The organism is Bacillus sp. FSL R12-0074 (assembly GCF_038005725.1).
Taxonomy (GTDB): domain Bacteria; phylum Bacillota; class Bacilli; order Bacillales; family Bacillaceae_G; genus Bacillus_A; species Bacillus_A mycoides.
This window is the reverse complement of record NZ_JBBOTR010000001.1, coordinates 1,598,878-1,623,801: the sequence shown is the minus strand read 5'-3', so window position 1 is coordinate 1,623,801 and position 24,924 is coordinate 1,598,878. Positions and strand designations below refer to the sequence as shown.

Here is a 24,924-nt window from a genome sequence, read left to right as displayed (position 1 = left end):
GTTACACACATATCCTATTTTGACCAAGACTCTATTGTAAATGAGGTGACAACATGCCCATTACGAATCGATTTTCTACCACCACTAACGGCGCACTCGCTATTACAGGAAACACACTAGGTTTAAGTAAAATTAGCAATCTAAACCGTGCTGGTACAATCGGTGCAATTGGTGCATTCGTAACTACGAATACTGCTTTACAAGTACCTACTTTTCCTGCTGGTACAACATTAAACTATACACAAAATAGTTCTACCGCTCTTTTAAATATCCCTGCTGGTAGTACTATTCTTTACGCAGAACTCGTTTGGGGTGGAAACTATTTATCTCGGGATCAAAACATTACGAGTGTATTAGGAAACCCCGTTTCTTTTACAACACCTGTGTCAACATACTCAATTACCCCTTCGGCTGTTACAGCTTCAAATCAAACATTCGTTTCTGGATCTGTCACATTTGGATTTTATACACGATCAGCGGATGTAACGTCACTCGTTCAAGCTGCTGGATCTGGATCTTATACAACAGGTTCTGTTCCTGGACTTGTAGATCCTTTAGACGCTTCTAATGGAGCCATTAATTCTGCAGGATGGACGCTTATTGTCGCTTATCAAAACGGTTCCTTACCCGCAAGAAATTTAACAATTTACGTAGCTGGTAACCGTGTTTCTGTAGAAACCGGTAGTGCAGATGTATCTGTCTCAGGGTTTTTAACACCTGCCGGGGGACCTGTAAGCGGGAGATTATTTTTAAGTTCTACTGAAGGGGATGCTGATTTAACTGGGGATCAAGCTTTATTTGGACCAAATTTCAGTTCATTAAATGCATTATCTGGGCCAAATAATGCTGTTAATAATTTCTTCGGTTCTCAAATTAATAATGCTGCAGGGAACTTAGATACAACTGGTACATTTGGAACACGAAATCAAAGTGCCTCTACAAGTACAAATATCTCCGCTGGAAGACAAGGATGGGACATTACTTCCATTGATATTTCTCCTTATTTAACAAATTCCCAAGTATCTGCCGCAATTCGTTTAACTACTAACGGAGATGCATATATGTTAAATACAGTCGGTTTACAAATCAATATAAACTCACCTAATATACAAGCAACTAAAAGTGTGAATAAAAGTGTCGCTACAATTGGAGATATTCTAACCTATACAGTTACTGTTCCTAACACCGGGCTTCTTCCTGCAAATAACGTTACTTTTACAGATGTTCTCCCTAACGGTACTTCCTTTATACCTGGAAGCGTAACGATAGATAACGTACCACAAACAAACGCAAATCCGGTCGCCGGTATATCTCTGGGGACAATTAATAATGGCTCTTCTCGTACAGTAGCTTTCCAAGCGACTGTCGTTTCTCTTCCAAGTCAAAACCCTATTTCTAACACTGCTAATATTACATTTCAATATACACCAATTGCCGGAGGAACGACTTTTAACGGTCTTGCAACAAGCAACTCTGCTGGAACACAAATTAACCTCGCAGATATTAATGGAACAAAATCAGTTAACAAACTTTTTACCGATATTGGTGAAACGTTAACTTACAGTATTGCCTTAGCTAATATAGGAAATATCGCTGCAACGAACGTTATATATACGGATCCGATTCCTAGCGGGACTACTTTCATTCCAGGGAGTGTAACTGTTAACGGGGTTACTCAAGGGGGAGCAAATCCTGCTAATGGTATATCAATTGGATCTATTGCTGCAAATTCTACTACTACCATTTCCTTTCAAGTATTCGTTCCTTCTATCCCCCAAACAAATCCAATATTAAATAGTGGTACAACAACATATCAATACATTCCTGTACCAAATCAGCCGGCAGTAAGTGGAACTGATACGACAAATATTGTCTCCACTCAAGTGAATAATGCTACTGTAACAATGACGAAAGCAGTAGATAAAAACTATGCAGATATTGGCGATACACTGACTTACACTGTTGCCTTTACAGGTACAGGTAATACGAATGCGAACAATGTTATTTTTACAGATGTCATTCCTACAGGAACAACTTTTGTCCTAAACAGTTTAACAATAGATGGGTCGACACAAGTTGGCGCTAATCCCGCTAATGGTGTGAACATAGGATCCATCCTAACTGGCACAACCAAAAGTGTTTCATTTCAAGTAGTAGTAAACACAATACCCGTGTCAAATGCCGTATCTAACGGATCAAGCGCTTCTTATCAGTACACCGTTAACCCTAGCCAATCACCCATTATGAAAAACATTTCTTCTAACGTCGTTACTACTCAAATTAACAATGCGAATTTAACATTAACAAAGTCTACAAATAAACAATTTGCCACAATTGGCGAAACGATAAGTTATACAATCCTTATTACAAACAGTGGAAATACGGCCGCCAATAACGTTCAACTAACAGATCCACTTCCACATGGAACGATATTAACATTAGGTTCTGTAACGCTCAACGGAGTTTTGCAAAATGTAGATTCTCTCGTTGCTTTACCTATCGGCACAATTCCTGGTGGAGCTACTTTCACCTTATCCTTCCAAGTAACAGTCATTAACATTACTGCACAAAACCCTATCATTAATAACGCTTTCTCCTCTTATATTTACACTGTAAATCCAAGCCTGCCACCAACTTCAAAAACAGCAAATTCTAATTCTGTTACATCAACAATTAGACTAGCAAATCTTCATGCTAGTAAATCTGTAGATAAAACGTTTGCGGAAGTTGGAGATGTATTAACTTACACCTTTGCTCTTACAAACGATGGAAATGTTGCGGCGAACAATGTATTACTATCCGATTCCATTGCGAATGGCACTTCCTTTGTACCGAACAGTGTTATAGTTAACGGTGTTACTCAGCCGGGCGCAACACCAGCTAGCATCAATATTGGTAGCATCAATGCTAATACTACAATTACAGCTTCATTCCAAATATTAATAACTAGTATTCCAAATCCTAATCCTATTTTGAATAGCGCTTCCATTTCCTATAACTTTATTGTTGATCCAAATGCTTCACCTGTAAGTAAAAATACAACTTCAACTACTACATTTACTCAAGTAAACGAAGCAAATGTAATTTCGGCAAAAACAGTGGATCGAGAGTTCGCTACCGTTGGAGATATATTAACTTATACCGTTATTTTAACGAATGCAGGAAGTGTTTCTGCTGATAGTCCAACTTTCGTAGATACAAATCCAGATGGCACTACCTTTATTCCAAACACTTTCCTTATTAACGGTGTACTCCAAAATAACGCAGATCCAAATATAGGTGTTCCGTTACCTTCCATTCCTGCTAGCGGATTAATTACCGTTTCTTATCAAGTAACTGTCACTGCTTTACCAGCCCAAAATCCAACAACTAATTCATCGAGTACACAGTATAGTTTCATTCTAAATCCAGGTGATCCACCAATTATAGAAACATCTTTAAGTAATACTGTAAGTACACAAATTAATTTAGCAAATTTAGTTATTGTCAAAGAGGTAGATTTAACTATTGCCGATGTCGGGCAACCAATCACATATACAATTTCCTTAGCTAACCTTGGCAATACTACAGCAAACAATGTTGTTGTTACCGATATAATCCCTCCCGGCACCACTATCGTACCAAATAGTATTTTTATAGGTGGCGCTTTACAGCTAGGTGCAGACCCAAGTACCGGCCTTCAAGTCGGCTCCATTCCTGCAGGTGGTTTTACAACGATTGTTTTTCAAATAAGTGCAAATGGGCTACCTTCACCAAATCCAATTCAAAATAGCGCTTCACTTCAATATAGCTTTATCGCTGATCCAAATTTACCTGTTGTTGTGAAAAACGCTACTAGTAATATAGTAACTACACAAATTAATACTGCTAATATTGTTGCTACAAAACTAACGAGCACAAATTCCGCTGATGTTGGTGATGTCATATTATATACGACTATTTTAACAAATAACGGGAATATCCCTGCTTCTAATGTAACGTTTACAGATATCATTCCAGCGGGTACCCTGTTCATTCCTAATACTGTAACGATTAACAATGTCCCTATAGCAAATGCAAATCCTGCTAACGGTATTTTGATCGGTACGATCGGGGCGAATTCATCACGTACCGTTTCATTCCAGGTTTTTGTACCAAATATCCCTGCTGTAAATCCGATTACAAATCAATCAGGCACAACATTCCAATATACGTACGATCCATCCAAACCAGCTGTAATTCAGATGGTGGCTTCTAACACGGTACAGACAACTATTAATAACGCCTCAATTGCCGCTACAAAATCTGCAGATAAACAGTTTGCTAACGTAAATGATATTATTACGTACACGACTACTTTAACGAATAGTGGGAACACACTTGCATCAAATGTAATATTTACAGATGTAATTCCAAACGGGACATCGTTTATTCCTAATAGTGTAACAGTAAATGGGAATACACTCCCTAATGTAAATCCAGCAAACGGAATTGCAATTGATCCAATCAATCCGAATGCAAATACTACAATCTCATTTCAAATAAAAGTAAATTCCATCCCTAGCCCAAATCCAATCCCGAACCAAAGTAATACAACGTATCAATATATTGTAAATCCTAACTTACCTCCAGCATCCTCCAATACGGTAAGTAACGTAATAACAACTCAAATTAATAACGCTACGATCGTCGCTACTAAATCAGTGAATACACCGACAGCTGCAATTGGTGATATCGTTACTTATACGATTGCAGTTACGAACACAGGAAATATCCCTGCTAGTGCTACAGTTTTAACGGATGGACTTGGTGCAGGAGCTTCATTTATTCAAAATTCCGTAACTATCAATAATGTTCCACAACCAGGATTAGATCCATCACTTGGTGTTCACTTAGCAGATATTCCGCCAGGAGATACTGTATTCATTACTTTTCAAGCACAAATTTTAGCGATACCACCTAGTGGCACATTAACAAATAATGCCCTTGTAAATTATGAATATACAGTGAACCCAAACCAATCACCTGCTGTTGGTAGTACAATTACAAACACAACGGTTACTCCAATTATTGATGCTACTCTATCTATAAATAAAACTGTCAATTCAACATTCGCTACTATTGGAGATACACTTACTTTCACTTCTATCATTACTAATTCCGGTAATACTACCGCAAACAATGTTATTTTTACAGATTTAATTCCAGATGGTACAACGTTTATTCCAAATAGTTTTACAGTAAATGGAACAACCATTCCTAATGCAAATCCACAAAATGGTATCAATATCGGTAACATAAATTCAAATGCATCAGTTATACTCAGCTTTCAAGTAAACATTACAACGATCCCAAATCCGAATCCAATTCCTAACAAATCATCGCTTCAATATAGTTTTATTGTAGATATTAATGAACCACCTGTTTCACGAACAGTTAAATCCAATAAAACTTTTACACAAGTAAATACTGCTTCCGTTATCGCAACAAAAACTGCGAGCAGTGCATTTGCTGCTGTTGGCGATACAATTACGTATACAACTACTCTCACTAATAACGGAAATACAACTGCAAACACACCTGTTTTTATCGATATATTACCACCTGAACTTTCATTCGTTCCTGATAGCGTACAAATTAATACCACACCACAACTCGGATTTAGGCCAGATAACGGGATTCCTTTAGACCCAATTCCAGTTGGAGGAACGACAACAATTAGTTTTCAAGCGATCGTTGGCTCAATACCAGCTACAAATCCTACGTTGAATCAATCCAGTACGACATATTCTATCATTGTGGATCCTACCCAGCCGCCAGTGACAGAAACAGCTACAAGTAATCCAACTTTAGTGCAAATTAACGAAGCAATTATTCAAGCAACAAAAAGTGTCGATCGACTATTTTCTGACATCGCACCCGGAAATTCATTTTTAACTTATACAGTTTTATTAGAAAATATAGGAAACACAACTGCTACTAATATCACTTTTACAGATCCGATTCCAAATAATACAGTATTTATAGAAGATAGCGTTCGAGTAGGTGGGGTTTTATTACCTGGAGTAAATCCGGCGAATGGGATACCAATTGGGGATATTATTGCAGGAGATTTTATAAACGTCACCTTCCGTGTGCAAGTAGTTAGCATCCCAAATCCAATTTTCACAATCGGACCTGGAGGACCAAACTCACCTGTTGTAAACGGAGCTTCTATTAATTATCAATTTATGACAGGACCTAATTTACCACTTGTTTCACGAAGTACAACATCTAATCCGGTTTCAACACAAATAAATTCCGGAGAAATTTTGGCAGTTAAATCTGTAGATAAAACTTTTGCAAAGATCGGGGATACACTTTCCTATACAATTTCATTAAGCAACCCTGGAAATGTCACTTCACAAAATATAATTTTCACGGATATTTTGCCTGATGGAACGACATTTATATCTGGTACTCTTGTAAATGATTCTGGTGCTCAGCAAATTGGAAATCCTGGGAACGGAATACAGATTGGAAATATAAACCCAAGCGGAATGGCCGTTATTACTATTAACGCACTTGTTACAAACATTCCAAGTATAAATCCAATCTCTAATTCTAGTTCTGTACAATTTCAGCATATTGTCGATCCAAGTCAACCAGTTATAACTCAAACCGCTTCATCTAATACCGTTACTACGACAATAAATAGCGCAATATTAGCTACCTCAAAAAGTGCTGATAAATCCATTATTTCTGTCGGTGATACAATTACGTATACAACTACTATTACAAATATAGGAAATACACCAGCAACGAATATTACTTTCACAAGCGCTATTCCAGCCAACACTACATTTATACCAAATTCGGTCATAATCAATGGTATGCAGCAACTTGGTGCACGGCCAGCACTTGGAGTCAATATACCCAATATCGCTCCTGGCGCAACAGTAACCGTTACTTTCCAAGTAACTGTTATTTCTGTTCCCCCTTCAAGTTCAATTATGGATAACGATACAATTTTATACTCTTATACCGTTGATCCAAGCGCAGCTCCTGTTACTACTTCTACTTCAACGAACATCGTTACAAACCCTGTACTAGATGCTATGATAACGATGATTAAATCAGTTGATCAAACACTTGTAACACTAGGTGATACTATTACCTATACGACACTTTTAACGAATAGTGGGAATACAAATGCTACGAATATTACGTTCACTGACCTTATTCCAGACGGTACAACGTTCGTTTCGGATAGTGTCACAATAAATGGCATCACACAACTTGGTCTTAATCCTAATACAGGTATTACAATTGGATCAATTGCTCCTAATAGCTCAATAGCAATAGCATTTCAAGTTACCGCTACTTCCACCCCTGTTCAAAATCCCATTGCCAACTCCGCTACTGCTTCTTACACATTTATCGCTGATCCAAATGCACCAATTGTTTCAAGAAATGTTACTTCAAACACAACGTTTACTACAATTAATACAGCTACCATTCTTTCATCAAAGCAAGTTGATAAAGCATTTAGCCATATCGGAGACACACTCACTTATACTGTCACTTTAACAAACAATGGAAATTCCTCCGCACAAAATGTTATATTCACAGATACCGTGCCGAGCGGAACTACTTTTATTGCAAACACATTTTCTATTAATGGAATTCCTCAAAGTGGTGCAAATCCAGTGAACGGTGTAAATATCGGATCTATAACAGCTGGTACTACAGTAAATGTTTCTTTCCAGGTTACTGTAACGTCATTACCAACTGAAAATCCAATTGTAAATTTCTCATCGACATCGTACCAATTAGTCTCACCGCCTGATGCAGAAACTTCAATTAGTAATCCTGTTTCAACACAAATTAGAGAAGCTATATTATCTATGACGAAAAATGAAAGTCTATCCTTTGCAGATGTCGGGCAAACTGCTTTTTACACTACTTCTATTGCCAATGTAGGCAATACGGATGCAACTAATATTGTATTCACAGATATATTACCAAGTGGACTCACGTTTGTTCCTAACACATTAACTGTGGATGGTATTTTACAACCTGACGCAAACCCGAATACAGGTGTGACACTTGCAGCACTTCCACCAAATGAAATATATAGTATTGTTTTTCAAGTTACAGTGAACAGCATTCCACCTAGTAATCCAGCACCGAATACAGCATCAACGACGTATGAGTTTACTGTTGATCCAGGTAATCCGTCGGTATCGAATACAGCTAGCTCCAACACTACACTTCTTCAAATAAACAACGCAAATATTATTAGCACAAAAACAGCAAATCTTACTTTTGCGGATGTTGGTAATACAATAACATTTACACTTAACCTTCCTAATACAGGGAATGCGGCTGCAACTGATGTAACTATTATCGATATTCTTGATAGCAATTTAAGTTTCATTCCAAACAGTTTCACAGTTAATGGGCAAACCATTCCAAACGCTGATTTGTCTACTGGTGTAAACATAGGTTCAATTAATGGAGGTAATACGGCAATCGTTACATTCCAAGTAACTGTTACTACACTTCCAACACTTAATCCAATTTCTAATTTTGCTTCTACCACATATCATTATGTCGTTGATCCTAGCCAGTCACCTATTACAACTTCCAATCAATCGAATACAACGACAACTCAAATTAATAGCGCTATCCTTACTGCACAAAAAAATTCAAATGTGGAAACAGTAGATATTGGGCAAGATATTGTCTACTCCGTTACAATTACAAATAGCGGAAATGTTAGTGCAACCAATGTTATTTTTACCGACCTTATTCCAGCCGGAACTTCCTTTGAACCGAATAGTTTTACACTTAACGGAATTAGCATCCCAAATGCAAATATAATTACAGGTGTTCCAATTGGTGATATCGCGCCAAACGAATCTGTCATCGTAGCATTTCATATTAATGCCAATGAAATTCCGCCTATAAATCCAATTACCAATCAAGCTAGCGTTAGCTTCCAGCATATCGTTAATCCGGCTAATCCACCTGTTTCAAAAAATATTACTTCTAATAGCGTTACAACAAAAATTGAAAGTGCTATTTTAAACACTATTAAAATAGGAGATAAAGCTTTTGCAACTATCGGTGATACGATTACGTATACAACTACTATTACGAACACAGGAAATATCTCTGCTAACAACGTTGTTTTCTCAGACCCTATACCAACATGGACACAATTTGTTGCTGGATCAGTTGTTGTTGATGGCACTCCATTACCATCCGCTTCTATTATTAGCGGTGTTGGCATAAATACGATAACTCCAAATCAAATCGTAACAATTATGTTCCAAGTCCAAATAATAAGCAATCCAACAACCTTCACACCTGAACTCCAAAACTTAGGATTTGTTAACTTCCAATATAACGTAGGCAATTCATTACAGGCTCAGCCTGGCAATGTGGAGACGAACGTCTTCGTTACTTCTATTAATTCAGCAATACTTTCAGCTGTAAAAACTGCTAATACAGCCTTTTCGAATATCGGAGACACAATCACTTATACAGTTTTGATTCAAAACAGCGGCAATACAAACGCTACGAATGTAAATTTCTCAGATCTTATTCCAGCTGGAACGACCTTTGTTGAAAATAGTTTTTCTGTAAATGGAAGTATCATTCCAGGGGCAAATCCAAATAACGGAGTTAATATCGGAACCGTTAGTACGAACAGTTCCTTAACTGTTACTTTCCAAGTCATAGTCACATCTACTCCACCCTCAAACCCAATTACAAACGTTGCATCTATTCAATTCACATTCATTGTTGACCCGGCAGCTCCTCCTGTTACAAGCACAATAAATTCTAATGGCGCTTCAACACAAATTAATAACGCTACCGTTACTACTGTTTTAGAAGCAAATCGATCAATCGTATCCATCGGAGATATAATTACGTATACAGCAACATTAACAAATACCGGAAACTTCCCTGCAAATTCTGTATTGCTCATAAACGGAGTTCCTGTAGGTGCAGTATTCGTTCCAAATAGCGTTACGTTAAATGGAATTTCGCTTCCAAATACAAGTCCAACTCTCGGTATTCCAGTTGGTATTATCGCACCAGGTGATTCTGCTACTATTACGTTCCAATTTCTTGCAAGTTCTATTCCACCGCAAGGAGCGATTATAAATCAAGCACTTACAAGTTACACTTATATTGTCGACCCAAGTCAACCTCCAGTTACAGCAACATCCTCATCTAATACGGTTAATACAGCTGTCGTTGATGCATCGTTATCCGTAATTAAAAATACAGATTCTCTCGTACAATCTACTAACGGTACAATCACTTACACAGTAGTCGTTCAAAATAACGGAAATACAACTGCAAATACAGTTAATTTAACAGATTTGGTCCCTGAAGGAACTGCATTTATTCCTAATAGCGTGACCATTAATAGCGTTTCCGTTCCAGGTGCCGATCCAAACGTAGGGATACCATTAAACGCCATCGCGCCGTCAGAAATCGTCACCGTCACATTCCAAGTTATCGTTCAATCCATTCCAAGCGTGAATCCAATTTCTAATACAGCCCGTATTGACTATACTTTTATCGCCGATCCAACCTCTCCTATCATCTCTCGTACAATTACTTCTAATCCAGCTTTCACACAAATTTCGGATGCGAATGTTCTTTCTTTAAAAGCTGTCAATGCACAACAAGCAACAACCGGTGACATTTTGACCTATACGATAACGCTAGAAAATACCGGAAATATTCCAGCTACTAATCTCATATTTTCAGATACGCTTCCAGAAGGGACTACATTCGTAGAAAATAGTTTTACACTTAATGGAACAGCTATACTTGGTGCAAATCCAAATGTAGGGGTTGCTTTGCCTAACCTAGTAGCAAACGCTACTCACCTTATTTCGTTCCAAATTCTTATTAACGATTCATTCTCGCAAGAATCGATTACAAATCAATCTAATACAACATATACAATTCAACTAGACCCAGGACAACCGCCTATTACTGAAACATCTACAAGTAATATTGTCATTACAAATTTCGTGCAAGCACAATTGACAGTTACAAAAACGTCCAATCCAATAACTGTGGATATTGGCGGAACTATACTTTATATTTCTGAAGTGAAAAATATCGGCAATGTTGACGCAATAAATATTATTTTTACAGATTCTATTCCAGCTGGGACTACATTCGTTTCCGATAGTGTCACAATTAACGGTGTCCTGCAGCCAGGTGTAAATCCAGAAAACGGAATACCACTTGGAACAATTCCAGCAAACAGTTCCAAAACGATACTATTTCAAGTGCAAACAAACAATCCACCTACTGAAACCGAAATTGTAAATCAATCTTCTGGAAATTACCAATATGTAAGTATTCCTACAGCTTCACCGGTGAATCGCTCTGCAAATTCTAACATTGTTACAACATCACTTCAAAATGCAAATATTATTTCTGTTAAAAGCGCGGATGTAACTTTCGTATCAATTGGGCAAATTATTACCTACACAAATACACTACAAAATATAGGAACCATTCCAGCTAACAATACCGTGTTTATTGATAACATTCCAGAAGGTACTATATTCATTGAAGATAGCTTATCAATAAATAATGTGATTCAGCCTGGCGCGAATCCTGAAAACGGAGTAACTCTCAGCACGATACAACCAAATGAAACAGTCACTATTTCATTCCAAGTACAACTTACAAATATACCGTCCGGCAATACAGTCATTAATATTTCAGACACTTCGTACGAATACCAAATTGACCCTAGCTCTCCGATTATTCAGCGTAGATCGTTATCAAATGCAGTAAACACGGAAGTGCGGACGGCAAATGTTAGTGCAATTAAATCCGCCAATAGATCCATTACACGCATCGGTCAAATCATCACATATACAGTCGCCGTTACAAACGCTGGTACAGTACCTATTACAAATACTCTCCAAATTGACGCAATTGCTGCTGGCACCACATTCGTTCCAAATAGCATCCTTGTAGATGGCATACCAAGACCTAACGAAAATCCAATTACCGGTATCAATCTTGGTATTATCCTTCCAAATAATACGATTATTGTTACGTTCCAAGTAAATGTAGTCTCTATACCTGCACAAAATACTATTAATAATATCGCTGTTATACACTATGAATATCAACCGGAACCAAGCGCACCACCAATTTCAGAAACGACCTCTTCTAATACTACAAATATACAATTTATTGATGCTATTCTTATCGCTACAAAATCCGCTAATAAAGTATTAGCTAATATTGATGACACCATTGAATATACAGTATTCATTCAAAATAACGGATCTACTACAACTAACTCCATCTTTTTTACAGATACTATAGAAGATGGAACAGTATTTATTCCGGGAAGTGTAACAGTTAACAACACTGTACTTCCTGCAGCAGATCCTAATATCGGCTTTTTCATTCCTAATATTGCGTCAGGGCAAGCGACTACAATAACGTTCCAAGTTTCCGTTACGAATTTACCAGCTTTAAATCCAATGCCTAATACTGCAAACATCGTCTACGACTTTATTTTCAATCCTGACTTTGCACCAATTCAAAAATCTACTACTTCCAATACTACTTTCGTCCAAATTAATGATGCCGATATCGTTTCACTGAAAACTGTTAATTCGACTTCTGTAACGATTGGCAACGTTTTAACTTATACAACAACTTTAACGAATATAGGAAATACAGATGCTACTGCTGTTGTATTTACAGACAACATACCTGATGGAACAACCTTTATAGACGGTAGCGTTTTAGTAAATAATATTCCTCAGCTTAACGCGAATCCAAGTACTGGTATACTTGTAGGAACGATTGCACCTAACGTTTCTATTCCAGTCACGTTTTCCGTTACTGTATTAGCTCTTCCAGCTAGCGGTCGTATTCAAAATCAATCCACTTCTCGTTATACAATTAATGGTGAAGAACAAATATCGACTAGTAATATTACCTTCACTGAAGTTATTTCTGCTAATGTAATTGCAACAAAAACAACGCCTATCCAATATGCTGACCTACAAACTATCATCCCTTACACAATTTCCATCACAAACAATGGGAATATACAAGTAGAAAACATTATCGTTACTGATATCATCCCAGCAAATACGAGCTTTATAGAGAACAGTGTTATTGTGAATGGCACCGCTCGTCCAAATGACAATCCACTTAGCGGTATACAAATTGATAACATTCCGCCTAATACGACAGCAACTATTCTATTCCAAGTCCGGGTTACTTCCATTCCGCAAACAAATCCAATCTCTAACACGAGTACAATTGAATATGAATACACGGTACCAGATAGGCCACCTATTACCGAAACTATTATTTCATCAGCTGCCGTAACAGAAATTCATCACGCGAATTTAAATAGCAATAAAACTGTTGACCTTGCATTTGCAACGGTCGGTGATACGTTAACGTATACGATTACACTAAATCAAACTGGTAATGTTTCAGCAGATGATGTAGTCATTCAAGATATTATTCCTCAAGGTACTACGTTTATAGAAAATAGTGTCATTGTAAACGGAGAAACTGTTCCGGGAGTTAATCCAGTAAGCGGCATACCAATTGGTACTATAATTGTAGGTGGAGATGCCATCGCTTCATTCCAAGTAACTGTAACTTCTATTCCAACACCAAATGAACTCAACAACAAAGCAATTACTACTTTTAACTATATAGTCAATCCAAATAACTTACCTGTTACAAATACGACTACAACAAATACTGTCACAACAACTGTCCAAAATGATAATGTCGTTGCCATAAAATCTGTTAATGCCACGAATGCATTACCTAGTCAAACTTTAACGTATACAATTACAATTACTAATAGCGGTAATGTAACGATTGAAGACCTTCTTGCCATAGACACCGTACCAGTAGATACAATTTTCATTACTGGCAGTGTTACGATTAACGGGATCAATCAGCCTAATGCGAATCCTGAAAATGGTATTCCATTAGGAAACCTTGCTCCTAATGAATCTGTTGTCATTACGTTCCAAGTAACAATATCTTCTTCGACTCTTCTACCTGCAATCAATAACGATGCTTCTGTTTCCTATACTGTTACCATTGATCCGAATGAACCACCTATTACAATTACAAAGCAAACAAATGTCGTCACAACAACAATAGTGGATCCAATGGTTGGTATTGCAAAAATCGCTAACAAATCTATTACTATTACAGGAGATATCATTACATTCACACTAGACGTATTTAATCATTCTCCGATTCCGACTATAAGTACTTCCATTTTAGATACGATTCCAGCGGGTACAACATTTATTGAAAATAGTGTAACAATTAATGGAATACTATTTCCAAATATTCGACCAGACACTGGTATTAACATTGGTTCCTTATCGGCAGATAGAGTAGCAACTATAACATTTAAAGTTCTCGTAACTTCTATCCCTTCAAACAGTACAATTATCAATTCCGCAACAGTTACAGCTGCTTTCCAATTGACACCACAGGATCCGATTATTACTTTCATCGTTAATTCGAATATTGTTCGTATACCAGTTCAATTTATAACGGCAGCAGTGATAAAAAATGCTTCCGTCAGCTCTGCTTATTTAAACCAATATTTTGATTATACAGTGCGTATTACGAATACTTCCGAGATTTCACTTTCAAATATTTCATTACAAGACACCATTCCAGCAGGTTTACAATTTATGAACGGTACGGTCTTCATTAATGGGGAACGCTCTCCACTAGCGAATCCGAATATCGGTTTCCTAGTCGCTACTAATTTGGAACCGAACGAAACAATTATCGTGTTATTCACAGTACAAGTGATAAGTCCACCTATTAATAATGAATTTAAAAACAAGGCAAACGTTTCTTTACAACTTCAAGTCTCTCCTACCGATCCACCAATCACAGTAACCATTACAAGTAACGAAAACATCGTCACCTTTATTCCAGAAAATCCAGATGAAACACTTCCAAATTTAAATTGTTTCTTTGACGGTGAACGTTTCATACGCATTACTCCTCGAAATATACGAAATTACTTTTGGACTTGGATTTGGTGGCAGTAATTCAGTACAACAAAAAAGATTGTATTTTGGTTGATTTGGACCAAATTACAATCTTTTTTTCATTCCACAGACTACACATTTCTCTTTTAAATTGAATTTATCCCGCTATTTGCGGGTAGTAAGGCTCCCACCTCAAAATTCGGCGAATGCGAGGAAGTTAGGTGGAGTCGGGCTGCCCGTAAAAGCCCCATTAATGCGGGCTAATAATCAGTGGGGGATGGACAAAACCCCACTGATTAAAGTTTCACTTTATCACGTCGCCTAGTACTCGTCCAAAATTATACAAAGACAGGATCATCTCACGTTATTTTAGTCGTAATAAGCTGACCAACTTCATTAATAGTAACTTTCCATTTCGCTCCACTAGCAGTCTTCATAATTACACCTTGACTCGCTTCCAGCTCAATATCTCCAAACATTCTTCCGCCAGTTGTCGCTAACCAAGCATTTCCATTTTCCATAGAAGACCTTGCAAAAATACGATTAATTCGAAAACGCTTATGGTCTTGAGAGTAACCACTCAATGTAATTCTTACTTTATATAACTGATTAGCTTTCATATTCGATATAACTGTATCTCCAACATTTAATGGAACATCTGCCGCGATAATCCAACTCCCAGTTGCACTTAATGCATATTCAATTTTAATTTTCTTTGGGCTCTCTCCCCATCCAAAGTACATCCCAATACAATTCAACATTTTGATCGGATTTTTCGTAAAGTCCAATTCAATAACAACTGGATTACTATCTGGAACATCAATATAATTCACACTTTGTTCATCTATTAAATTAAAACAATTAGCGATATTTCCTCCGTAAGGTAATTTCCCACTTACTTGCTTGACACTATACTTCAGCTGAGCATTTACTAAAATATCATCTTGATTTCCTATTAAATGTGGTTTATTCAGCGTCAAAGGTAACTGAATCCGAAGTGATTCTTCATAAGTAGACTTACAAACATTGTATTGTCCGTTATCTACAATAGTTGTTGAAAGTAAATTTGAAAAAAGGTAGTTACGATGGGAATTGGAAGAAAATTCAATTACTATTTGTTCACTACTCATCCTGTACGTATCCCAAATCATACAGTTGAATGTATTATAAGCACCTGAACAACGAATTGCTTTTTTCGTTTGTTGTCTACATTGCACTTGAATATCATGAAACGTATTTCCTGAACTTTCATTTGGTAAATCACTATTCCCATCTACTTCTATTCCATACTGACATCCATCAATAAATATAGATTGAAATACATTTGCGTTAATCCAGCAAGGTGTATTTATATTGTCTATATATTCCGTTTTTAAATATATTGCAGTTTGAAAATTTTTAACTTGAACATAGTTAACTTGAAAGAAACTAATATAATCCCACGCTTTTTGACAATAAAAATGTATAGCTTTTCCTTTATATGATGGTGTGGTATTTATTATATTTATATTTGATATGACAGATTGATTAGGCACTTCTATTTGTTGTGAACCGGAAACATAAATAACAGATGACTGAAATACTTGATTAATAACTTGAATAGTACCGCCAGTTATAGAAGCATTACTTTGTAACTCAAACGCATTAAAATCTCCATCAATTTGCAGCGTTACGGTAGGATCTAACTCTAATCTTACGTTGGATTTAATAACAATCGGCTTCAATATTTTATACGTATTAACCCCTGTAATTCTTACCTTCGAAATTCGGTTCGCTACACAATAATTAATCGCTTGTTGAATCGCTAACGAACTATCACTTCCTGAATTCGGAACTGCACCAAAGCAATCAATATGAACACTATTTTCTGGCGCACACTCCTCTTGTGAAGAAATATATTCTGACAAAATAAATTCACTCCTCATATTGCCTTTTTCATATAATATGTGAGTTCTCTCTTAAAAGTTTGTATCATAAAAAAAACAAACGACCTCCACGGTCATTTGTTTAATTCATATATATCCTTCGTTTCTTCTACCATTTTAGTTAACGAGAAATTTCTTTCCGCTTTTTCTCGCGCTTTCACTCTAATATCATTCACCTTTTCTTCATTTCCTTGTAATTCCTCCAGCACGTCTGCGAATTCAGATTCGCAATATTCAGATATTAAAACACCTGATTCTCCATCTATTACCGCTTCATTTATTCCGCCGACATCTATTGAAACAATTGGTGTTCCTGTAGCCATTGCTTCAATTACTACCATTGGAAACACTTCACGAAAAGATAATAAAAGTAATACATCCATATTTCCTATAAACTTATGTGGCTCTGAAATATTTCCTAACATCTTTACACTTTGTTGCAAGTCATATTTTTCTATTTCTTTCATAATAGATTCTTTCTCTGGTCCATCACCAGCAATATAAAACATAAAATCATTTCTCTTTTTCAACACATTTGCAATTTTAACAAATAGTTGATGATTTTTCTCCTTGGATAATCTAGCTAATATACCTACTTTATAAGTAGATTCTTTCTTTTTCTGCTGGAATAAAAATTTTTCAATATCCACACCGTTGTAAATTGTCTTTACTTTCTCTTCAGCTACATGAATTGAAATTAAGTTATTCTTTTCAAATTCACTTACTGTAATAATATTGTTCACATATTTATTCATGACATAACGAAAAAGAATTGGCATTTTCTTTTCTAGTATCGTTACATTATGTTTCGTATACACGATTTTTATCTTTCTTTTAATAAACTTTTGAAGTAGAAAAGCATATAATACCATTCGCAAACTATTTGCATGAATAAGTTCTATCTTTCGTTTATAAATCTCTTTTCGTAAGTAATGAATATTTCTCAAATGATTCCATCGACTAAGTAACATGAAATTTTCTTTTCTAGTAAGAGATTGATATAATTCTCCCTCACCTGCAGCTGTATAAACCGTAATGTTTTCATATTGCAAATTGTTTTCCAATTTACAGAAGTAACTCTCGGCTCCCCCAGTTATCAATTTATCTGTCATCAACAATATATTCATACTTGCGTCTTCCCAACTACATTGATTTTATTTTTTCTGTAAGCATGATAAGCATACTTACTAAAATAAAAAAAGGTTTGCAATGAATTAAGTGGTTTTTGTGCTCTTAACAGCTTCCAATATCGGAAGGCCGCCCTTATTTTATTTCTTGAAACAGAATTTGTAACAATTCTATATTTTGCCAATACCTGCTGTATCCCTTTCGCTTCATATCCTTTATATAACAATTGTAGCCATAACGCTGTATCTTCAGGCTGCACACTGGGCATTTCAATACAAGGAATCTTCTCACGATCAAGCATCACTGTTAAACACCCAATAATTGTGTTTCCCACTAAATAATGATAATCAACAAATTCCGGTACGTTCACCTCTCTATTCAGATCATTATTATTTTCATCTATTAAACTATAGGACGTATACGAAAACGCAACATGTGTTTCTTCCATAAATAACAATTGCGTCTCCAATTTATTTGGTAGCCAAATATCATCACTATCTAAAAAAGCAATATACCTTCCTCTCGCTTCTTTAATCGCTATATTCCGAGCTTTAGCAGCCCCCATATTTTCTTCTAATGATAATAACCGAATTCGTGAATCCCCTTCTATCATCTCTTTAATTTTTACAGCTGAGTGGTCCGTTGAAGCATCATCAACGATAAGCATTTCCCAATTTTTATAAGATTGACTCTGCACAGATCTGATTGTCTCACCAATAAAACGTAAACTATTATAAGAAGGTGTTATTATAGAAATACAAGGCACCTCATTATGTACTGATAGACACTTTACCATCTATCATTCCCCTTCCTTCATATGTTGAAATGTACTTCACAACAACTGCTAAAAATAGAAAGAAAGCTTCGTTAATAATAAGTGATAATGACATCATCTGAAATAAAAATGCAATCATAGTCAATAAAAGATATGGCTTTTCACAAAACAAGTTATACTTAGTCAACTTCACCATTAAAATACATAAAAAAGCGCTATATAAAAGAAAACCAATTGTACCCGATTCAGATAAAATTTCTAAAAATGTATTGTGCACATATAGTTTTTCATTGAACTGATACTCATAATAACTCGAAAAATTAAAAGCACCGATACCGATATATGGATTAGATAAAAAATATTTGAAAGCAGCTTCCCATAGTGTAAATCTGCCACTCCCATTATCGCGTGAAAAATCAGAAATTCGACCGTTCAATATATCATCTAGTTGTCCACCCATTACTACATTCGCTAAACTAAAAATAACAACACTAAACAATACTAAGCCCATTATTATTTTTACTTTTTTGGCAAAACTGGACATGCATACATATACAAAAATGACGAGCACAATTGCTAAAATACCACCTCTTGAAAAAGTTAATAAACTCGTTGTAACACATAGAATCAATCCTATTACGTTGGTGATATTATATAAATTTGTCATATAATACATAAAAAATATTGTATTATAAAAAATAAAGATGTTGGGATCATCTAATAATCCAATTAATCTCGGATATCCTCTATCTACTAATAATCCAGCATAAATCTCTCTCTCTTCTCCGCCATATAATCCAAAATGTTGTAATCCAACTATATAGAGTATGAGACTTACAATATTAAATACTAATCCTACATAGACAATGGCTGACTCGAGCACTACTATTTCGGTGTTCCCCAGTAAATTCCTCATAATAAAATAACATCCTAAAACAAGTAATACGCCGAAAATCATACGAATACTAGCACTTAAATATATAGAAAGAATGCCACTTAAACAATAGATGAAATAAAACAGTAAAAATACAACTTCATGAAAATATAGCTTTCGAATATAAAAATCTTTAATTGTTAAACAAAAATAAATGACTAGAAAAATCATATATATCTTCAAAGAAAACCCTATATATATGTTGTATTTACTTAACATAACAAACAAGATTAGAAGAAAAGTCCATTTCATTGAAATTTGCATATTATTTTCCATAGGCTATATCTCCTGCTTCGTAATATAATCCTTTTCTCGTATTTTTCTTATAAATGAAAGAATAAGTTTTTTTAACTCATAATCATATAGGAATATACCAACTACTACGATAAACGTATTAAGAACAAGTGCAATCAAATTATATGTCTTTAATACATATTGCACTCCAATAAAAGTTACACCAAAATAAATTGTATACGGTATTACAATTTGGAATACAATTTTTTTCCTCACTGTACTTACTGCTGTATATCCAATCAAAGCCACTATTTCAAATAAAACCATAGCGTAAGCCGCTCCTCTAACTCCACCAATGCTACTGAAGCTATATAGCATAATTCCTCCAATTACTAAAGCAACACACTGTACGGCAGTTCTCTTATTTTGAAATCCACTCGTTGTTAAACCATCGGCAATAGCAACATTTAAACTTTGTAATACAATGAGAAAAGATAGTATTTGGAGCGGCTCTACTGCATTACTCCATTCCGCATGAAAAAATATAGAAATAAAATAGGGTGCTAAATTATATAAACCTATCGTCATACATATTCCCACGACCGCCATTGATTTTATTTGAATCATATTTAATTTCGTATGCTCTTCTAAATTATTCTGGTTATAGTGTTTAAAGAGCACTGGGAAAAATGCCCCTGCAATTACCCCTGGCACTTGATATAAAGCCGCTGGCATCCGATAAGCTACCGCGAAAACACCCACCATACTTAATGGTAATGTATAATTGAGTAAGATGGGTGCTAATTGTGGCGTACTCATTATTAAAAACCCACTAACAATAAAAGGACCTAATTTCCAAAACAATCCTTTATGAATTGCTACTTTCATATTAATGTTCGTCTTTTTTCTCATAACGTATATGCTAAATAAACCGCCAATCATATAACCAAAACCATATAAGCGAGCTGTTATATACACTGGTAATTCTCCGAAAATGCAAAAGCATGTAATTATAATGACAACTGTTGCGGATACAACTTTAATTAGTGCTATATATTTCATACGTTCCATAAGCTGAAAGTAGGCAATCCCTATATTTTGACATGTAAGGCCTATTAACATCAGGAACATTACGTTTAACATCATATAAATTAAATTCTTATCCTCGTACACATAATGAATAGCTATATAACCAATTACAGAAATAAAAATAAGAAGAAGTATCCTTATCTTTATGTATGAAGATACAATCGTCCCTAAATCTACTCCATCCTTTGCCCCTTCTCGAAGAAATGTATTACTAAGCCCTAAATCTGTAAAAAATAACATTACAAACGTAAATGCTATCGCAACACTAAACATCCCGTAATTTTGTGCATTAAAAAAGTTGGCTAAAGCAATTAAGCTAATGGCTTGAAGAAGATTAGCTAAAATCGTACTATAAAATAGATGTACAATATTGTTTAGAATGGATCTACCCATACCAGTTCTCCTTTGCATGTAACCTACTTATATTTGTTGTGTATTAATTTAATATTTACATAAAATTATATTTACTATGTTTTTATCTTGCGCCATTCCCATTCAATACAATAAAAACTGTCTTACATAAAATACGAATATCCATTCTAATCGTCTTCACTTCAATATATTCCATATCCAATTCCAACTTTTCTTTCGGATCAAGATTATATCCTCCATTTATTTGTGCCCACCCTGTTAACCCTGGTTTTACTAATAAACGGTGCCTGAATTCTGGAATATTAACTTCGAATTTTTCATAAAAATACTCTCTCTCTGGCCTAGGACCAACAAAAGACATATCACCTTTTAAAATATTTATAAGTTGTGGTAATTCATCCATTCTCGTTTTTCTTATAAACAATCCAACCTTTGTAATTCTCGGATCATTTTCATTTGCCCATTGTGGTCCGTTCTTTTCAGCATCGCTAACCATCGATCTTAATTTAAATAAATAAAATCTCTTTCCATTGATTCCTAAACGCTCTTGAAAATAGATTGGAGCCCCTGATGTTTCTAAAGCAATCAAAATACAAAAAAACAACATAATTGGTATCGTAAAAAGTAACAATATGAGTGAAAATATAATATCAAACAAGCGTTTTACACTTCGATTCAAAACCTTATCCTTTTCTTGAGCCGGAATAGCATACAACTTAGCTTGATTTGTTTCACGAATCATGGATCGTTACCCCCAAATTCAAGAATATAAAACTATACCTAGCAATTCACATTCTTTCCTCTTTATGTCCGTTATTACTTTTTTCACTGTACGCAGCGAATCTTTTCGTTTTTTGACTGCCAAAATTACTCCATCACATTTCTCCGCAATAATATACGTAGCAGGAAGCTCAAATACTTCGGATGAATAAAAGAAAATATAATCAAAGTCTACTTTCCACTTGTCTATTACATTATCAAATTCATCCATAGCAACTAAGGGCGTCCCAGTATGTACATTTTTTTTTGCGGGAATACAATATAAATATTCAGAAAAAGGACTAGAAAAAGATTCATAATTTAAGGCGGAAGAGCTTAATATATCGTTTACTGTTGTCATATGGTTGCTGTGTAATAGTAGATGGAGTTTAGGATCAGAAAAATTCATATCGACAAGTAATACTTTTTTTTTCATTTCCGCAAAAACTAATCCCATATTTACTATAAGTGAAGCAACAACACCTCTATCCTTCGTTGAGCTAACTGTGAATACTCGTCTTCCTGATTTTTTCAATTCATGATATATAGTATAAAATTGCTCTTTCATCAGAGCATCATGCGGATCGAATGGCAGCTTTTTCTTTGTCTTAAACATCGACATGTTCACCTCGATATATAGATGATTGCTTATCAACCTCTGTAGGTTTCTTTTTTCTTTTCGGTTTCATATTTATATGACCAATAACAGAGACTGTCGTTATTTTCTCTAAATCCTGTTCCACGTATATACGTTCATCAAAATAATCTCGAAATACAGCTAAACCTACACCAACAAAAAAACTAACAATTAAAGAGATAGGAATGATAAGTTGAAATTTCGGAAACAGCTTTTCAGCTTCTTCCTGTAACTCTCGGTCAGTTAATATTTTTACCCCCTGTACATTCGTATACTGTTGAAAGCTTTTTTGAGATTGTTCTGCCAATGACTTTACAATTTCTTTCACGATTTTAGGATCCGAATCTTTTACTGTAACAGTAACAATTTGTGAGTTGTCCGTATTCAACACCGAAATTTTTTGTGCTAATTCATAACTTGATTGTTCTAATTTCAAAGTGTTTCTTACTGTCGAAATAATAAGTGGACTTTTTAAAATGTCAACAAACGATGTTACAAGTTGCTTATTTTCTTGTGTTTTATTCGCTGTATTTTCCTTATTAAACTCATCTAAATTTCCAACAAGAATTTGCGCTGAATATTGATAAGAAGGCTTTAGCACATACATAGAAATAATAACTAGAGAAACGGTTAAACAACACATCGTCAAAATGATCGTTACGAATCTTCTTTTCAGTAACTGTTGAAAATCTTTCATACTAATTTCTTGCTTCAATGATTCCACCGCCTTTTTATGAATAGCATCCTGTTAATCATTTTGTACAGATAACCCTTTCTTTTCTATATCTGCTTGTTTTGTTATATACTTTCCTAATCTGAATGAAAATTTCTCTACAAACAAATATGAAATCGTTGCAAGTATAAAAGAAAGAATGAGCGACATAATCAAAATAATAGTTAGCGGTAATATTTCATTGAGCATGTATATTAAGGAAAATAATGATATAAGATGATACAAATAAAGACTGTAAGAAATTTTCCCCAAATACAACAAGTATTTATTGCGTAGCAAGGTTGAAAATGTTGACACTGAAAGGCTTAATATGACAAATAGACATGCGCTTATCGCTACTACGTAGTCTCGAAATATAAAATTATTGAGCACTTTAATTTCTCCAATAAGCCCTTCATACATATAAAGTAAAATCGCAAATAAAAACCATGTGATTTTCGTATTTTTAGTACAATTACTATAAAAAGCTATTAAATTATTTTTATACTTCGCAACTAGTGCTCCTAGTAAAAACAGCACTGTGTAATGCAACGTTAATACATAGCTTGTTAATGTTAAACTCGAGCGAAATAAAAATAATATCACGACAGAACATATACTAAAACTAAACAATGATAGTAATGAACCCCTTACTGTTTTGCGTAAACAAACCATCAAAACTAACGGGAAAATTATAGATATTCGCATTTCATGTACAAGTGACCAAATCACACTGTTATATGTATCTGTATTATATTTCCCAACCAATAAAACATGCTGTGCTATTAGACTTAAAGAACTTTCAATCGTCCATGAGCGATTAAACCATTCGCTTAAATAAGAAATACCATATTTACTTATTGTAGTCTGGCATATAATAGCTATGACTATTGCCACAATATATGGAATGTATATTCTGCATATACGTTTTAAAAGGTATGATCCATAGCTACTATTTGTTTTTTGAATAGATTCATACAAAACAAATCCACTCAAAACAAAAAAGATAATAACAGATTCGTTACCACTACTAAAAATAAGACGTGCAGGCGTTTCTTTTAATAGATATACAACAAATGGTTTATTATCTTCATAACTGTAATTTTGAAATGCTGAGAAAATCATCAAATAATGACCAATCATTACTACCAATGAAGAAATTCCTCTTATAGAATCCAGTTCTTCATGCCTCTCCATCGTTTTACATCAACTCCTAATGAAATGATAATAATCATTTCAAAGCGACATCTTTATTCATATTCCTCTCCTTTCTTTTCATTCCAATTTTTCATATTAAAATGATTTTATAGTATAAATTTGAGTGTATTGTAAC

Annotated in this window: 10 protein-coding genes; 1 reads left to right on the top strand and 9 read right to left on the bottom strand. The window is 35.0% G+C overall.

What is annotated here, in order from left to right; genetic code table 11:
* Positions 1–53 precede the first annotated feature (53 nt).
* On the top strand, positions 54–15,086 hold the full coding sequence (locus NSS97_RS08410; RefSeq protein WP_341112158.1) for a DUF11 domain-containing protein: 15,033 nt from the start codon (positions 54–56) through the stop codon (positions 15,084–15,086).
* 299 nt (positions 15,087–15,385) lie between these two features.
* Here NSS97_RS08410 and NSS97_RS08405 read toward each other — a convergent pair whose 3' ends face one another.
* From NSS97_RS08405 to NSS97_RS08365, 9 genes are all read right to left on the bottom strand, one after another.
* Entirely contained in the window at positions 15,386–16,933 is a 1,548-nt protein-coding gene (locus tag NSS97_RS08405) for a hypothetical protein (protein ID WP_341112156.1), read from the bottom strand.
* 92 nt (positions 16,934–17,025) lie between these two features.
* The gene (locus NSS97_RS08400; protein ID WP_107886919.1) at positions 17,026–18,078 is read right to left on the bottom strand and encodes a glycosyltransferase family 4 protein; all 1,053 of its coding nucleotides are present in this window, start codon (positions 18,076–18,078) and stop codon (positions 17,026–17,028) included.
* Positions 18,075–18,875 (bottom strand): glycosyltransferase family 2 protein, encoded by an 801-nt coding sequence (locus NSS97_RS08395; protein WP_044438077.1) that lies wholly within the window; start codon positions 18,873–18,875, stop codon positions 18,075–18,077. The genes NSS97_RS08400 and NSS97_RS08395 overlap by 4 nt, the downstream gene beginning before the upstream one ends.
* Positions 18,850–20,064 (bottom strand): O-antigen ligase family protein, encoded by a 1,215-nt coding sequence (locus NSS97_RS08390; protein ID WP_044438076.1) that lies wholly within the window; start codon positions 20,062–20,064, stop codon positions 18,850–18,852. The genes NSS97_RS08395 and NSS97_RS08390 overlap by 26 nt, the downstream gene beginning before the upstream one ends.
* 3 nt (positions 20,065–20,067) lie before the next feature.
* Positions 20,068–21,504, bottom strand: a complete 1,437-nt coding sequence (locus tag NSS97_RS08385) for an oligosaccharide flippase family protein (protein WP_002141066.1) — start codon at positions 21,502–21,504, stop codon at positions 20,068–20,070.
* Between the two features lie 82 nt (positions 21,505–21,586).
* Positions 21,587–22,225: a sugar transferase gene (locus tag NSS97_RS08380; protein ID WP_002030867.1), complete on the bottom strand. Its 639-nt coding sequence runs from the start codon at positions 22,223–22,225 to the stop codon at positions 21,587–21,589.
* An 18-nt stretch (positions 22,226–22,243) separates the two neighbouring features.
* Entirely contained in the window at positions 22,244–22,864 is a 621-nt protein-coding gene (locus NSS97_RS08375; protein ID WP_107886920.1) for a CpsD/CapB family tyrosine-protein kinase, read from the bottom strand.
* On the bottom strand, positions 22,851–23,594 hold the full coding sequence (locus NSS97_RS08370) for a YveK family protein (RefSeq protein WP_002193180.1): 744 nt from the start codon (positions 23,592–23,594) through the stop codon (positions 22,851–22,853). The genes NSS97_RS08375 and NSS97_RS08370 overlap by 14 nt, the downstream gene beginning before the upstream one ends.
* Positions 23,595–23,627: 33 nt before the next feature.
* Positions 23,628–24,788, bottom strand: a complete 1,161-nt coding sequence (locus NSS97_RS08365; RefSeq protein WP_044438072.1) for an acyltransferase family protein — start codon at positions 24,786–24,788, stop codon at positions 23,628–23,630.
* Positions 24,789–24,924: the final 136 nt, after the last annotated feature.

Bases quoted from the DNA above. Each gene is read 5' to 3' on its own strand.
- NSS97_RS08410 (WP_341112158.1), top strand. From the start codon at position 54: ATGCCCATTACGAATCGATTTTCTACCACCACTAACGGCGCACTCGCT.
- NSS97_RS08375 (WP_107886920.1), bottom strand. From the start codon at position 22,864: ATGTCGATGTTTAAGACAAAGAAAAAGCTGCCATTCGATCCGCATGAT.
- NSS97_RS08380 (WP_002030867.1), bottom strand. From the start codon at position 22,225: ATGATTCGTGAAACAAATCAAGCTAAGTTGTATGCTATTCCGGCTCAA.
- NSS97_RS08385 (WP_002141066.1), bottom strand. From the start codon at position 21,504: ATGGGTAGATCCATTCTAAACAATATTGTACATCTATTTTATAGTACG.
- NSS97_RS08365 (WP_044438072.1), bottom strand. From the start codon at position 24,788: ATGGAGAGGCATGAAGAACTGGATTCTATAAGAGGAATTTCTTCATTG.
- NSS97_RS08390 (WP_044438076.1), bottom strand. From the start codon at position 20,064: ATGGAAAATAATATGCAAATTTCAATGAAATGGACTTTTCTTCTAATC.
- NSS97_RS08395 (WP_044438077.1), bottom strand. From the start codon at position 18,875: ATGGTAAAGTGTCTATCAGTACATAATGAGGTGCCTTGTATTTCTATA.
- NSS97_RS08400 (WP_107886919.1), bottom strand. From the start codon at position 18,078: ATGAATATATTGTTGATGACAGATAAATTGATAACTGGGGGAGCCGAG.